The sequence below is a fragment of the Faecalibacterium sp. PGM34 genome (assembly GCF_054456555.1).
Genome location: NZ_CM136898.1, coordinates 796406 through 809585, shown reverse-complemented (window position 1 = coordinate 809585; position 13180 = coordinate 796406). Strand labels below are relative to the sequence as shown.

General features: G+C 61.3%; 16 protein-coding genes. 2 read left to right on the top strand and 14 right to left on the bottom strand.

All coding sequences use genetic code 11. From position 1 onward, the window contains the following. Positions 1-604: 604 nt before the first annotated feature. The 9 genes from ACXPUX_RS03880 to asnS all read right to left on the bottom strand — a co-directional run bounded on the left by ACXPUX_RS03880 (position 605) and on the right by asnS (position 7189). On the bottom strand, positions 605-1090 hold the full coding sequence (locus ACXPUX_RS03880; protein ID WP_005925319.1) for an RNA polymerase sigma factor: 486 nt from the start codon (positions 1088-1090) through the stop codon (positions 605-607). A gap of 2 nt (positions 1091-1092) precedes the next feature. Beyond that, positions 1093-1785, bottom strand: coding sequence for a zf-HC2 domain-containing protein (locus ACXPUX_RS03875; protein WP_458830173.1), 693 nt, complete (start codon positions 1783-1785; stop codon positions 1093-1095). An 86-nt stretch (positions 1786-1871) separates the two neighbouring features. Beyond that, complete coding sequence (locus ACXPUX_RS03870) at positions 1872-2144, bottom strand: hypothetical protein (protein ID WP_458830171.1); 273 nt, start codon at positions 2142-2144, stop codon at positions 1872-1874. Further along, positions 2135-2791 (bottom strand): hypothetical protein, encoded by a 657-nt coding sequence (locus ACXPUX_RS03865; protein WP_458830169.1) that lies wholly within the window; start codon positions 2789-2791, stop codon positions 2135-2137. The genes ACXPUX_RS03870 and ACXPUX_RS03865 overlap by 10 nt, the downstream gene beginning before the upstream one ends. 25 nt (positions 2792-2816) lie before the next feature. Next, complete coding sequence (locus tag ACXPUX_RS03860) at positions 2817-3185, bottom strand: murein hydrolase activator EnvC family protein (RefSeq protein WP_458831155.1); 369 nt, start codon at positions 3183-3185, stop codon at positions 2817-2819. 226 nt (positions 3186-3411) lie between these two features. Next, positions 3412-4122 carry a hypothetical protein gene (locus ACXPUX_RS03855; RefSeq protein ID WP_458830167.1) on the bottom strand — a complete coding sequence of 237 codons (711 nt, stop codon included), beginning with the start codon at positions 4120-4122 and terminating at the stop codon, positions 3412-3414. Between the two features lie 111 nt (positions 4123-4233). Next, positions 4234-4428 (bottom strand): phosphatase, encoded by a 195-nt coding sequence (locus tag ACXPUX_RS03850; protein WP_249240862.1) that lies wholly within the window; start codon positions 4426-4428, stop codon positions 4234-4236. Between the two features lie 242 nt (positions 4429-4670). Continuing rightward, positions 4671-5714: an A/G-specific adenine glycosylase gene (gene mutY, locus ACXPUX_RS03845; RefSeq protein ID WP_458830165.1), complete on the bottom strand. Its 1044-nt coding sequence runs from the start codon at positions 5712-5714 to the stop codon at positions 4671-4673. Positions 5715-5800: 86 nt separating this feature from the next. Further along, positions 5801-7189: an asparagine--tRNA ligase gene (gene asnS, locus ACXPUX_RS03840; protein ID WP_113992478.1), complete on the bottom strand. Its 1389-nt coding sequence runs from the start codon at positions 7187-7189 to the stop codon at positions 5801-5803. A gap of 453 nt (positions 7190-7642) precedes the next feature. On the opposite strand from asnS, the gene ACXPUX_RS03835 reads away from it, so the two are divergent. Then, entirely contained in the window at positions 7643-8194 is a 552-nt protein-coding gene (locus ACXPUX_RS03835) for a hypothetical protein (RefSeq protein ID WP_458830163.1), read from the top strand. Positions 8195-8371: 177 nt separating this feature from the next. Here the strand turns inward: ACXPUX_RS03835 and spoIIP are convergent, their stop codons facing one another. Together spoIIP and gpr are read right to left on the bottom strand one after the other, a co-directional pair. Beyond that, positions 8372-9499, bottom strand: a complete 1128-nt coding sequence (spoIIP, locus tag ACXPUX_RS03830; protein ID WP_458830162.1) for a stage II sporulation protein P — start codon at positions 9497-9499, stop codon at positions 8372-8374. A gap of 575 nt (positions 9500-10074) precedes the next feature. Next, complete coding sequence (gpr, locus tag ACXPUX_RS03825) at positions 10075-10860, bottom strand: GPR endopeptidase (RefSeq protein ID WP_458830160.1); 786 nt, start codon at positions 10858-10860, stop codon at positions 10075-10077. Between the two features lie 165 nt (positions 10861-11025). Between gpr and rpsT the strand changes: the two genes are divergently transcribed. Beyond that, positions 11026-11286 (top strand): 30S ribosomal protein S20, encoded by a 261-nt coding sequence (gene rpsT / locus ACXPUX_RS03820; RefSeq protein WP_005943554.1) that lies wholly within the window; start codon positions 11026-11028, stop codon positions 11284-11286. 72 nt (positions 11287-11358) lie between these two features. On the opposite strand, the gene ACXPUX_RS03815 is transcribed toward rpsT, so the two are convergent. The 3 genes from ACXPUX_RS03815 to ACXPUX_RS03805 all read right to left on the bottom strand — a co-directional run bounded on the left by ACXPUX_RS03815 (position 11359) and on the right by ACXPUX_RS03805 (position 13095). Further along, entirely contained in the window at positions 11359-11610 is a 252-nt protein-coding gene (locus tag ACXPUX_RS03815; RefSeq protein ID WP_458830157.1) for a peptidoglycan synthetase, read from the bottom strand. Between the two features lie 110 nt (positions 11611-11720). Next, complete coding sequence (spoVAE, locus tag ACXPUX_RS03810; RefSeq protein WP_458830156.1) at positions 11721-12077, bottom strand: stage V sporulation protein AE; 357 nt, start codon at positions 12075-12077, stop codon at positions 11721-11723. Position 12078: 1 nt separating this feature from the next. Next, positions 12079-13095, bottom strand: a complete 1017-nt coding sequence (locus tag ACXPUX_RS03805) for a stage V sporulation protein AD (RefSeq protein WP_458830154.1) — start codon at positions 13093-13095, stop codon at positions 12079-12081. Positions 13096-13180 lie beyond the last annotated feature (85 nt).

Sequence of the window (13180 nt, the reverse complement as noted above, 5' to 3'; positions counted from 1 at the left end):
TAATTTGTGGCTCAGAAACGCCTGCGGGCGTTTCTGAGCCACTTTTTTACAGAGGGGGTCGTAACGGCAAACAGCATTTGCAGCGCCGCTTTCTGCGAAAGCGCGGCGCTGCGGGGACGAACCCTTTCAGGCGCTCCCGCGCCAGATTCCCCCTTTTGTCCCCTGCGGTGACATCTTCCCCCGGAGCGGGGGAAGTCTTTCCTCTCAGGGGGAGCCAAGCCGTAAAGTTCATCACTAAAGTTTTAGGTGCAATGAGAAAGCTTCCGGCGGTGTTCTTGCCTCTCCCTTTGGGAGAGGTGGATTTGCGAAGCAAAGACGGAGAGGGCGCACGCCGTCAGCCCTGTTTTAAAGTATCAAGCGCAATAAGAAACTTTCCCGCCATGCCAGAGGCTCCCTCCCTGAGGGAGCTGTCAAAACCGTCAGGTTTTGACTGAGGGAGTTAGGCGTCCCCTTGGGGGAGCTGGCTTTGCGTAGCAAAGACTGAGGGGGTAAACCCCACCTGTGAAAATGGAAACCCGGAGCGTCCGCAGACGCTCCGGGTTTCCGAAATTATAAATAATTTTTCCTTAGCTTATGCCCAGAGCGCAGCGGAGGGCATTCCCGATCATTTCCGCTGTTCCAGCATGGTCTGGATGCGGGTCTTGGCGCGGTAATAGGTCACCCGCGCCCATGCGGCATTATGACCAAAAATCGCCCCGATGCGGTCAAAGGGCAGCTCGCCGAACACCCGCAGGCTGAAAACCTCCTTGTAGGGTTCTTCCAGCGCGTGCAGACACTGGTGCACCGTAAAGGCGGCGTCCTTGTCCACCAAAAGCTGCGCAATGTCCGGGCTGTCGGCGGCTTTTGTTTCGGCATCTTCCAGCGGGGCGGCGTGCTTTGCGCGGCGGCAGTGGTCGTAGTAGGCGTTGCGCGCCACCGTAAACAGCCACGCCCGCACATCCTGCTTGCCGTCATAGTCCTTGAGGCCGTCCAGCGCCCGGAAAAAGGTCTCCTGCGTCAGCTCCTCGGCCAGCGCTTCGCTGCGGGTAAGCCCCTGCAAAAACAGGCAGACGTCCCGGAAATAGAGCCGGTAGATGGTTTCAATGTCCATAGTCAGCCCTTCTCAAACACGCCTTGTTCCTGTGTGACCACATCCTCAGATTCGTAAACATAGGTCTGCGTTCCATCCTCTTTTTTCAGGATGAACCGCTCCACCCGCTGACCGTCCCTGTAATAGCGGGTCTCGTCGGCGCATTGCACTGTCAGCAGCTGTGTGCCGGAGACTGTGATGCTGGTATCGGAAGCCGATGTGCCCAGCAGCCCTTCCAGCGCGGCATGGATGTGCGGGAAGGTATAGCGCACCGCCCGGACAGTAACGGATGGTTTGCCCCAGTTAAAGGAGCCTTCCAGTTCCAGCCAGACGTTTTCGCCCTGCACTTCCAGCACACAGAGGTTGGCCTCGTTTTCCTTTTTGTTGTAAGTCCAGATTTTCGCCTGTTCTGCCGTCACCGGCGTTTTTGCGCCGCCCATCCAGAACACCAGCCCAAAAGCGCACAGCACTGCCAGAACCGCTGCCGCCGCTATGCGGACGCTCTTTTTCTGCAAGGTCTTTCGGATGCTCCGCAGCGGTGCATCCGGCTGGGACTCCGGCTGCACCAGCACCGGCTTTTCCATCTGTTCCAGTTCCGCACGGCAGGCGGGGCACGCTGAAAGGTGCTGTTCCACCAGCGCACTGCTGGCGGGGCTGGCAAGCTTTTCGGCGTACAGGGGCAACAAATCGCGGATCACGTCACATTCCAGTTTCATGGTCATTTCCTCCTTTGCGGGCTTTCGTGTGCCCTTTCACCCCAATAACGCACAAGGAGGAAAAACGTTACAGAAAAACCGCAAATTCACCTGACCGCGGTCTTTTCCCGCAGTTTTTTCGTTCCTTTGAGGAAGAGCCACACCAGCACCCCCAAAAGCAGGCAGATGCCAACGTGCATGGCGGCCATCATGTAGTAGCCCTGAAAATCGAACCGCACCGTTCCGGCCATCAGGTAGGGCTGATGCCCTGCCTTATACAGGGTGACAAAGCAGGAGATGGCGTTGTACAGGCCGTACAGCCCCGCCGCTGCGCACACGATGACCCGCAGCAGCCTGCTTGTGATGAATCTTATGAACATAATTGCAGCTCCGTTCTCTCTCCGTCCTTGTAGCAGTAGATGCCCCCTGCGCGGGAGAAGTCCTTGTCCACCTCCACGCAGTCAAAGGCGCTGAAGGCCTGTTCAATTTTTTCGGGCGTGCAGACAAAGCCCCGGATCTTCAGGGCTGCCTCCTCGTCCACCACTGCGTTCCACAGATGGATCGACCAGTAGCTGCAATTCTTGTCCACCGTCCATTTATCGTGCTGTTCCATGTAGTCCTCGATGACCTTCAGCTGCTCCTCCCCGATATTGGTGCTCAGGGACAATCTGCCGGAGTAGCGTCCGTAATTGGCGATATAGCACGGTTCCAGATCGAACAGCAGCCCCGAAAGCCCCGACACCGCCCAGACCGAGAAGGTGACCATCTCGCCGTCCGGGATGGCGCGATCCTTCAGGTAGACCGTGTGCCCGGTGCGGTTGTCCAGCCCGATCCATGTATGCCCGAAACACTTGAGGAAGGGTTTGGATTCGCTCTTGCCGTCAAAGGTGGTGATGGAAAGGATAAGCCCCTCCTCTTCACAGGGCAGGGTGCGGGCAGTTTTGCCGGCGGCGGCACTGCACCACAGTCCAAGGGCTGCTGCGCATACCGAGAGCAGCACCGCCCATGCAATGATCCTCTTTTTCAATGCAATTCCTCCTATATGTTGCAGCTCAGCCATTTTCCTTCCAGAACAGCCCGCCGGAAGTCTGGAACAGCAGACGCGGGTTCACGCTCTTGCTGCCCAGCTTGAAGTCCATGGTCAGCTCTTCTCCCAGTGCACCCACAGCCTGTCCCTTTTCCACGGTCTGTCCCTTGCTGACCGAAAGCTCCTGCAAGCCGTACAGATAGCTGCGCAGCCCGCAGCCGTGGTCGATGACCACCGTGTTGCCGGTAAGTTCCAGATTTCCCGCAAACACCACCGTGCCGTTGGCTGCGGCGCGGCAGGGCGCACCGGGGATGGTGTACAGCTTTGTGGAATTGGAGCGGCTGCCCCGCTGGCCGTTCGTTACTTTAATTTGCCCGTAGTCCACCAAGGTCATGGAGTCCTCAGCAGGGGACACAAAGCCGCCCTGCCACTGCTTGGCGGTGGCGGCAGCTTCGTACAGCGGCCAGATGGCGCTGCGGAACTGGGCGTTGGCGCTCTCCGGGGCGGGCTCTTCGGCCTCTACCTCTGCCGTGCCAAAGTCCTTCGGCAGCACGGTCAGGGTGCGGGTGATGGTCTCGCCGTTCACCGTGATGTTTACCTCATGCCCGCCGGAGGAGGCGTTATACGCCGCCGGGATATAGGCGCGCCAGCCCTCGGCGGCGCGCACGCACTGCACGCTGCCAAGGTCGGTCTCGATGGTGGGCACGGCGTCCCCGGTCATGCCGGAGATGCGCACGCCCACCGTGCCGCCCTGCTCCACCCGCTCGGCGGAAAGCTCCACCTCCGCGCTGGCCTGCAAGGTAAAGCGAAAGCTGTACCGGTACCAGCCGGTGGGCTTTGCGGGCCGCTCCAGCCCCAGATTTTTGCGCAGCTGCCCGGTGCTGCCGCCCTCGAACTGGCCCGATGGTGCCGCCCTTGGACACGCGCCATGCGGTCAGCTCCGCCTTATACTCGCCGTTCGCGGGGAAAAGGAAGTTCTGGTACTCCCCCGCGCTGCCCGCAAACAGCACATCCCCCGCCGTATTCTGGATGGTCAGGGCGGTGTAGCCCGTCCAGTCCGGCAACGTCAGCTCCGGGTGGGCGGTGTACAGCACCCCCAGCTTCTGCACGCTCAGGGTGGCGGGGCTGGCAAACACCTTATCCAGCTTGCCGCCCAGCAGCGGCACCTGCCAGCAGGAGCCGTTGGCTTCCAGCGCCTGCCCGCCGAACTGCGCCGCGTCGTCCGGGCAGCCGCCCTCGGTGGTAAAGGCATAGCTTACCCCCATCACAGCCGCCAGCAGCACCACCACGCCCAGCGCCACACTGATGAGCCAAAGCAAAAAACGCTTCATGTTCCTTCTCCTTATGTACAAAAAGGGCGCACCGGGGCAAGTCCGTTCAGACAGACTGCTCCGTGCGCCCCGCTGCGCTTATCTTCCCGGCAGTTTCCGGTATTCAGGGGATTACTCTGCCTCGGTCTCGTCCTCAGCAGCGGCTTCCTCCGGCTCTACGGTGGTTGCGTCATCCTCGCCGAACAGCAGGCGCTCGTATTCGTCCAGCTCCTTCTCGCGGCGGTTCAGGTAAAGTGCCACAGCAGCCAGCGCACCAGCCACAGCAGCCAGAACAGCGATCACAGCGACCAAGCAAGATTTTTTCATAGATTCAGTACACTCCTTTTTGCAGTTGAAACGTTGTTTCAGCTTGATTTTTCCAGCGGGCGTCCCGCAAAAGGATCTTGATTCAAACGGCGATCACGCGCCGTCTTGTAGCTTTTATTATACCCGTTCGCGTCCAAAATTACAACCGTTGCGCCCCAATTTTCACGCCCCGAGGGTGCTGCGGGGCACACTTTGGGCAGTGTGCCGGTTTTGGCGCGGCGCATTACAGCAAATTGCCAAAATCACAGCAGCAGCGGCTTGTACGCCCGGAACGCCCCGGGCAGGGCGTAGGTGGTGCGCAGCTGCTCCCGGCTTGCCCAGACATATCCCGCCGGGGCACTCTGCGCCGGAACGTGCAGCTGCACGCCGGACATGAGCCATTCGATATGGGTAAAAATATGCTTTGCGGCGGGCAGGGCAGCGGGGGCTGCCGCGCCGATGTCCAGCCCCAGTGCCGCAAGCCGCGCCAGCACCTCGGCCTGCAAAAGATGTTCGCCCTCCCACAAAACCGGCTGCCACAGCCCGGCCAGCAGGCCTTTTTCCGGCCGCTGCTGCACCAGAAAGCCCGCCGGGCTTTCCACCAGCGCCAGCGTTACCGGCACCAGCTTGCGGGGCTTGGGCTTTGCCTTCTGGGGCAGCTGGGCGGTGGTGCCCGCCGCCCGGGCAAGGCAGAGCTCTGCCAGCGGGCACTGCCCGCACAAAGGCGCACCGTTGGGCACGCAGACCAGCGCCCCCAGCTCCATCAGCGCCTGATTGTAATCCCCGGCCTTTTCCGGCGGCTGATGCTCCATGACCCGGGCGGTAAAGGCCTTTTTTACCGCCGGTTCTGTAATCACGCCCGGGTCATTATACAGACGGGAAAACACCCGCAGCACATTGCCATCCACGGCGGGCACGGGAAGGCCGAAGCTGATGGACGCAATGGCTCCGGCGGTGTACTCCCCGATGCCGGGCAGCGCACGCAGGGCGGCGTAGTCGGCGGGCAGCTGCCCGCCGTACTGCGCACAGACGAGCTTTGCGGCCTTTTGCAGGTTGCGCACCCGGCTGTAATAGCCCAGCCCCTCCCACAGCTTATGCAGTTTTTCCTCCTCGCAGGCGGCAAGCGCAGGAATATCCGGCAGTTCCTCCAGAAAGCGGTAGTAATACGGCAGCACCGCCGACACCCGGGTCTGCTGCAGCATCACCTCGCTGAGCCACACATGGTAGGGGGTGGGGTCTTCCCGGAAGGGCAGGCTGCGGCGGTTCTTATAAAACCAGTCCAGCAGGGCAGGCGAAATGTTTTCCACTTGTTTTGTACTCCTTGTTGAAAAATGAGGAACAAGAAAGCCGCCGCAGAAGCGGCGGCTTTCTTGAGTTACAGTATTCGCGCTTCTCAGAAGCCGTATGCGGTGCGGGGGAAGGGCAGCACGTCACGGATATTCTGGATGCCGGTGAGGTACATGATCATGCGTTCAAAGCCCAAGCCATAGCCTGCGTGCTCCACGCCGCCGAACTTGCGCAGGTTCAGGTACCACTCGTAGTTGGTCTTGTCCATGCCCAGCTCGTCCATGCGGGCCACCAGCTTGCCGTAGTCCTCTTCACGCTGGCTGCCGCCGATCAGCTCGCCGATGCCGGGCACCAGCATATCTGCTGCCGCCACGGTCTTGCCGTCGGCGTTCTGCTTCATGTAGAAGCTCTTGATCTCCTTGGGGTAGTCGGTGACAAAGACCGGCTTCTTGAACACCACCTCGGTCAGGTAGCGCTCGTGCTCGGTCTGGATATCCACACCCCACTCCACGGGGTACTGGAACTTCTTGTTGTTCTTTTCCAGGATCTCAATGGCTTCGGTGTAGCTGATACGGCCGAACTCGCTGTTTGCCACCAGTTCCAGACGCTCGACAAGACCCTTATCAATGAACTGGTTGAAGAAGGCCATCTCGTCCGGGCAGTTGTCCAGCACATAGCGGATGACGTACTTGATCATAGCCTCGGCGTTGTCCATGTAGCCGTTCAGGTCGCAGAAGGCCATCTCCGGCTCGATCATCCAGAACTCCGCAGCGTGGCGGGTGGTAAAGCTCTTCTCGGCGCGGAAGGTGGGGCCAAAGGTGTACACCTTGCCGAATGCCATCGCCATGGCCTCGGCTTCCAGCTGACCGGAAACGGTCAGGTTGACCGGCTTTTCAAAGAAGTCCTTGCTGTAATCCACAGCGCCGTCCTCGGTCTTGGGCACATTGTCCAGATCCAGTGTGGTCACGCGGAACATCTCGCCTGCACCCTCGCAGTCGGAAGCGGTGATCAGCGGAGAGTGGGCGTAGACAAAGCCGTTCTCCTGAAAGAACTTGTGGATGGCGTAGGCTGCCACGCTGCGCACGCGGAAAGCGGCGTTGAAGGTGTTGGTGCGGGGACGCAGGGTGGGCATGGTGCGCAGATACTCCATGCTCATCTTCTTTTTCTGCAGGGGATACTCGTCGGCGGGGCAGTCGCCCAGAATCTCCACGCTCTCGGCGTTCAGCTCAAAGGGCTGCTTTGCCTGCGGGGTGAGCACCAGCTTGCCCTTGATGCGCAGGCTGCTGTACAGACCGGTGTGGATGACTTCATCGTAGTTTGCCAGCTTTCCGGCTTCCAGCACGACCTGCAAGGTCTTGAAGCAGCCGCCGTCCGACAGGGCGATGAAGCCGATGTTCTTGGAGTCGCGGATGTTCTTGGCCCAGCCGCAGACGGTGATCTCGGTGCCGTCCGCCGGGGTGTTCTTGAACAGCGAAAGGATCTCGGTACGTTCCATAGTAGTTCTCCTTTACAAAGAAAAAAGACAGCTTTTGCCCTGAAAGTTCAGGGCGAACAAGCTGTCTTGTAATGTCCGCGGTGCCACCTGAATTACCGGATGTGTCCGGTCGCTCACGCGCTCTTTGTTTAAGCGCTGTCCCTGTAACGCTGGACCTGCGGCGCACCTACTTTGCGGCAGACGCGCTGCCGTGTTCAGTTTGCTGCTCCCGGGTGTTCGTTCACGCGGCGCACGGGCGCGGCTCTCAGCTGTGCCGCACTCTCTGGGCCGGACGGCCCGCGCTACTTTTCCCGTTCCTTGCATTTGCTGTTTTAAAATAGCACGTTGGCGGCATTTTGTCAACCTTACTGCGCGGCATCGGGGAAAATTCTGTGTTTTTTCTTGTCAGGATGCGCATTCTTTGATAAAATGGAAAAAAGCGCTATTCCGCAAAAACAGATACTGGAGGAGATCATGAAACACGCACACCGCGCCATCCGTCTTTTGACCCTCGCCGTGGTCAGCTGCGCACTGGCAGCCCTGCTGAGCGGCTGCACCAAGGAGGAATTCATTGCCGGGTACAACGAGTTTCTGTTCGGCGACTGGTTCCCCTCTCCCCCAAGCGCCGGGGAAAGCACTTACGAAGGAGGTTCTGCATCAGTGGAGGACAGCGGTCATGTCTACGACCCGCCAAACCCGGAGTGCGACGCCAAGATCTCGTCGCTGATGAGCGAGCTGTACTCGCTGGAGTCCTCTGCACGGTCGGATGTCAGCAGTGCCATCCAGAGCGCAAAGGATGAATACCACGCTCTGCCCGCCGAAGAGCGGACCTTTGCCAATAAGGTCAGCATCGCCTACAAGCATCTTTCCTCTGTGGAGAGCACCTACGACAGTGCCGTCTCCTCGGTGGTCAGCGAGATGCGCAGCGTGCTGCGGCAGTATAACCAGCCCGAGACCGTAGCCGATCAGGCATGGAGCTACTATCAGTCTGCCAAGAGCAGCATGATCTCCAGCCTTGGCGGCTGATTCAGGGCAATACCGCATAATTCTAAGTGCCGATACGGCGAGTGAGGTGCGGCAGATGCTAAGCCAAAAGCGCAGATAATACTTTGTGTATTATCGAGCATTTTGGCACCGCAGATGCCGTGCCGCAGCCGCCGGAGTGGTGCTTAAGCCGTAAGGCGGGAATTGTGCGGTGTTGCCTCAGCTTAATAATGCATCCGCGAGGCCCTGTGCTGCCAGATATCCGGCGTACAGGGCCTCATTTAAGTTGTTGCCGTGCCCGCCGATCTCGATCAGCAAGCTGCCGGTGGTCAGGTCCTGATTATAGAACCGGTAGCTGAACAGCACCGGACGGGTAAAGCCGGGGTATTTTGCCTCCATGCTGCGCTCCCACGCGGCGGCAAAGCGCAGGTTCTGCCGCCATGCGGGCAGCTGCACGCTGGTGCCGTTGTCGCACCCGCAGATGATCATCACCTGCGCCGCCTGCCGCCCATCTATGCTGCACACCGGGGCGCAGCGGGTGCCGTTTTCCCGCTCGATGGCGTCGCGGTGGACGTCCAGCACCACCTTGATGCTGGGGTACTGCGCCAGATACTGCTGCACCACCGCCCGGCTGTTGGCATAGCTGCCGGTGTAGCTGGGGTAGTCGTTCAGGGTCTCGTCGTGCAGGGTGCAGATGCCCGCCGCGTTGAGGGTATCCGCCATCACCCGCCCCACCGCGCACATATTGATTCTGCGGTCGGTGCTGCGCGCCCCGTCCCCGGGGGTGAACCACAGCCCGGCAGAAAGGCGGTAGTCCTCGGTGGCGTGGGTGTGCATGATGAGCACCTGCGGTGCGGCGCTGTCCTTTTCGATGGCAAAGGGCAGGGGCTGCGCCGCCTCGGCGGCGATGTCTGCCGCCGATTGCCGGGTGTTATTTTTGATGCTGCCCGCGCCGCAGGGGATGTACTTTTCGCCGCTGCCCTGCCCGAACTGCTGCTCTGTCACCGTGCCCGCATCGGCAGGGCGGGCTTCGTCCGGCTGCAGCGCCACAAAATACTGCTCCACCCCGGTCTGCACCGGGGCGGCAGTCTCCTGCGCCGGAGAGGGGGCGGACACGGCTTCCGGCACGCTTTCCGCAGACGCCGCCGCAGCCCGGCTCTCCACCGCCTGCTGTCCCAGATGCAGCAAAGTCTGCGCGGCGGGCACCGGCGCTGCCAGAAAGGCCGCCAGCACCAGCGCGGCGCTGCGGGCAAAGATGCACAGGGCTGCAAACAGCACCGCAGCCTGCAAAAAGGGCACTGCCCTGCTCTGCCCCGCAGGCAGACGCCAAGGCTCTCTGCTGCGCATGGCAAGACCTCCTTTCCGGCGGTGGGACAATTTAAAATGCCCTCCGCTTCCGCTCTGGGCATAATTCAAGGAAAAATTATTTTATATTTCGCAATTCTGGAAAATCTGCGGATTTTCCAGAATTGCCTTTTCACGAGAGGGGTCGTGACCGGAAACAGCATTTGCAGCACCGCTGGTCTGCGCCCTCTCAGGCGCTCCCGCGCCAGATTCCCCTTTTTGTCACCTATGGTGACATCTTCCCCCGGAGCGGGGGAAGTCTTTCCTCTCAGGGAGAGCCAAGCCGTTAACCTCGATGCTAAAGCATTAGGTACAAAGAGGAGGTTTCCGGCAGTGCTCTTGCCTCTCCCTTTGGGAGAGGTGGATTTGCGAAGCAAAGACGGAGAGGGCGCAGATTAGCAGTGCTTTCCCGCAGCGCCGCGCTTGCACAGCAAGCGGCGCTGCAAATGCCGTTTTCCTCCACGACCCCTCTCGTGAAAATGCGTTTGGAGCGCTCCGCAGAGCGCGACAAACGCGAAATTATAAATATTCTTTCCGCTGAATATGTGCAGAGCGCAGCGGAGCACATTCTAAATCGTCTACCCCGTCAGCCAGCACAGCTGCTGCACGGTAAGGCGGGGCTGCAAGGCGCGGTTGACGCTGCCCGCCAGCAAAGCCGCACCGTGGGCAATGACGCTGTCCAGCGCGCGGGGCGTGACCACAAGGTCTGCGCCCTCCTGCGCCTGCATCAGGGTGGGGATGCCCGCCGCCACCACCGGCACGCCTAAGGTGTCCCGGGTCAGGTGGCGGGTGTGGTCGGCCTGCGCCGGGTAAAGCCCCGAGTCCGAAAACTGCACCGTGCGCCCCAGCCGCTGCCCCTCGGCGGAGCAGAGACTGTCCACACAGACCACCACCGCCGGGCGCAGCTGCCCCACCAGCGCCGCCGCCAGCTGCTGAAGCGAAAGCCCGGTGGCTGCCGCCACCCCGGGCGCAACGGCCGCTACCGGGCGCAAGCCCCGCACCGGCGGGGCAGCGCCCGCGCCCATGGTAACAAGGATGCGCTGCACCGTGCGCGGGCCAAGGGCGTCAGCGGTGATGCGGCGATTGCCCACCCCCAGCACCAGCACTGGGCCTTCCGGCGGCAAAAGGGCCCGCAGCTCCCGGGCGCATACCTCGATGACAGCGGCGTCCCGCTCGTCCAGCACGCTGACGCTGGGCATTTCCAGCGTGACATACCTGCCCCGGGGGCGGCTGAGCCCCTCGCGGGCAATTTCTACCCTTGTCACCGTCACCCCGCCATGGCGGGCGGTGGCCAGCCGCACCCCTGCGGGCAGGGGCTGCGCCGCGCCCGAAAACAGCTCGTCGGCCATATCCGTAGTACGCATTTTCCACACTCTCCGTTCCTTTTGGGGGCAAAGGCCCGCTTTCTTGCCAGAAAGTATGGGAAAAACAAAACTTTTCCAAACAAAAATCAAAAAAACGCTTGCGCTGGTACGCGAAATATGGTATCATAGGGTGCGCTGTTATAGGTAGCCAAGGAGGTGGAACGAATGCCTAACATCAAATCTCAGAAGGACCGCGTCGTGCAGGCTGCTGCAGAGCAGGCTCACAACAAGGCCATTAAGACCAACCTGAAAACAGTCGTCAAGAAGGCAGACGCTGCCATCGATGCGAATGCCGCTGACAAGGACGCAACCGTCCTGGCTGCTGTTTCCGCGATCGACAAGGCTCGCGCTAAGGGTGTCATCAAGAAGAACACCGCCAGCCGCAAGATCAGCCGTATGGCAAAGCGTGCTAACAAGAACGCTTGATCGCGCAGTTTGATTGACGAACAAAACCTCTGTACCGGGTACCCGGCACAGGGGTTTTTGTTTTTTCCGCCGTTATGTCCCGCACAGCGCGGCAAGGCTCTGCCGCTGCACCGGCTCCATCAGCTGCTCCGGCGGCAACGGCTGCGGCGGCACAGTCATCCACCACACCACCCACGCGGCGGGCACGACTGCCGCCAGCGAAAGCCCCGGGTACAAAAGCGCCGGCTCGTGCAGCCACGGGCTGCCGGGCGGCAGCACCAGCGCCGTGCACAGGCACAGCGCCGCCCACAGCTCCCACAATACGGTCTGTCCGCTGCGTTTCATGCGCCTCACCTCCGTTTTGCTCCCAGTTTACCAGCCGCCGGGCGCAAAATATAGCGAAGCAGCGCAGACAACGCAGCACTTTCCCGCAAGCCGCAAATGCATTCCATTATTCAGTTCTGGTCGTGGCTTTTACCCACAAGGCTGCACACCACGCCGCAGACAAGGCTTGCGGTGATGCCCGCAGAGGCTGCGGTCAGCCCGCCGGTCAGAATGCCGATGGCTCCCTTTTCCGCCACGGCGGTGCGCACTCCCTTTGCCAGCAGATGCCCAAAGCCCAGCAGGGGCACGCTCGCCCCCGCACCGGCAAACTCTGCCAGCGGCGCGTACAGCCCCACCGCCGAGAGCACCACCCCCGCCACCACATAGCCGGTCAGGATGCGTGCCGGGGTCAGCTTTGTCAGGTCGATGAGCAGCTGCCCCACCGCGCAGATGGCGCCGCCCACTAAAAACGCCCACAGATAGTTCATTTCAGCTCTCCTTTTCCGGTGCGGTCAGCTCTACCAAGTGCGCCACCGCCGGGATGCTCTCCTTCTGCAAAAAGGTAGTCTGGCTCATCAGCGCTCCGGTGGCGAGGAACAGCACCCGGCGGCTGCCGCGGCGCAGCAGCTTTGGCAGGATATGCCCGCAGAGCACAGCGGCGCAGCAGCCCGCGCCCGAGCCGCCGCTTTTCACCCGCTGCTCCCCGGCATCGTAGAGCAGACAGCCGCAGTCCACGTGGTTTTTCAGCAGCAGACCCTCTGCCGCCAACAGCTCCCGCAGCATCTGACTGCCCACCAGCCCAAGGTCGCCGGTATAGATGCAGTCAAAATCCCGCAGTTCGGCGCGGGTATCGGCAAGATACTGTAACAAGGTAGCGGCTGCTGCCGGTGCCATGGCTGCGCCCATGTTGTTGATATCTTTAATATTATAATCCTGCACCCTGCCAAGGGTTGCGGCGGCAATGCCCACCCCCTGCCCTGCCGGACGCAGCAGGCAGCACCCGGCGGCGGTAGCCGTCCACTGGGCGGTAGGGGTGCGCACCGCGCCGTAACTCAGCGGGGTGCGGAACTGACGTTCTGCCGCGCAGAAATGGCTGGAGGTCATAGCCAGCAGGTTCTGCGCCGCCCCGCTGCTGCACAGTGCCGCGCCCAGCGCCAGCGCCTCCGCCATGGTGCTGCACGCCCCGAACAGCCCCGCAAAGGGCACGCCCAGCTCCCGCAGCGCGTAGCCGGAGGCGGTGCACTGCGCCTGCAAGTCCCCCGCCAGCGCAAGGTCTATCCGCTCGGCGGGCAGAGACGCTTTTTGCAGGCAGAGCCGTGCCGCCCGCAGCTGCAACTGCTTTTCGGCGGCCTCCCAGCTGCACTGTCCCAGCCGGTTGTCGGTGGTCAGTTCGTCAAAGCCCGCTGCCAGCGGGCCTTCGCTCTCTTTTTTGCCGCCCACCGCCGCCTGTGCGGCGATGACCGGCGGGGTATGAAACAACAGGGTATCGCCCCGGCGCTCTGTCATAAAAAATTTCTCCCTTTCTGCAAAAAATGCCCCGGAACGTGCTATACTGGTGCTGTGGCACTGCAATATCCGGCGGGGCTGTTCC

What these genes read in the sequence shown, in the direction of transcription:
- ACXPUX_RS03880 (WP_005925319.1), bottom strand. Translation starts at nt 1,090, where the DNA reads ATGGACATTGAAACCATCTACCGGCTCTATTTCCGGGACGTCTGCCTG.
- ACXPUX_RS03875 (WP_458830173.1), bottom strand. Translation starts at nt 1,785, where the DNA reads ATGAAACTGGAATGTGACGTGATCCGCGATTTGTTGCCCCTGTACGCC.
- ACXPUX_RS03870 (WP_458830171.1), bottom strand. Translation starts at nt 2,144, where the DNA reads ATGTTCATAAGATTCATCACAAGCAGGCTGCTGCGGGTCATCGTGTGC.
- ACXPUX_RS03860 (WP_458831155.1), bottom strand. Translation starts at nt 3,185, where the DNA reads ATGACCTTGGTGGACTACGGGCAAATTAAAGTAACGAACGGCCAGCGG.
- ACXPUX_RS03855 (WP_458830167.1), bottom strand. Translation starts at nt 4,122, where the DNA reads ATGAAGCGTTTTTTGCTTTGGCTCATCAGTGTGGCGCTGGGCGTGGTG.
- ACXPUX_RS03850 (WP_249240862.1), bottom strand. Translation starts at nt 4,428, where the DNA reads ATGAAAAAATCTTGCTTGGTCGCTGTGATCGCTGTTCTGGCTGCTGTG.
- asnS (WP_113992478.1), bottom strand. Translation starts at nt 7,189, where the DNA reads ATGGAACGTACCGAGATCCTTTCGCTGTTCAAGAACACCCCGGCGGAC.
- ACXPUX_RS03835 (WP_458830163.1), top strand. Translation starts at nt 7,643, where the DNA reads ATGAAACACGCACACCGCGCCATCCGTCTTTTGACCCTCGCCGTGGTC.
- spoIIP (WP_458830162.1), bottom strand. Translation starts at nt 9,499, where the DNA reads ATGCGCAGCAGAGAGCCTTGGCGTCTGCCTGCGGGGCAGAGCAGGGCA.
- gpr (WP_458830160.1), bottom strand. Translation starts at nt 10,860, where the DNA reads ATGCGTACTACGGATATGGCCGACGAGCTGTTTTCGGGCGCGGCGCAG.
- rpsT (WP_005943554.1), top strand. Translation starts at nt 11,026, where the DNA reads ATGCCTAACATCAAATCTCAGAAGGACCGCGTCGTGCAGGCTGCTGCA.
- ACXPUX_RS03815 (WP_458830157.1), bottom strand. Translation starts at nt 11,610, where the DNA reads ATGAAACGCAGCGGACAGACCGTATTGTGGGAGCTGTGGGCGGCGCTG.
- spoVAE (WP_458830156.1), bottom strand. Translation starts at nt 12,077, where the DNA reads ATGAACTATCTGTGGGCGTTTTTAGTGGGCGGCGCCATCTGCGCGGTG.
- ACXPUX_RS03805 (WP_458830154.1), bottom strand. Translation starts at nt 13,095, where the DNA reads ATGACAGAGCGCCGGGGCGATACCCTGTTGTTTCATACCCCGCCGGTC.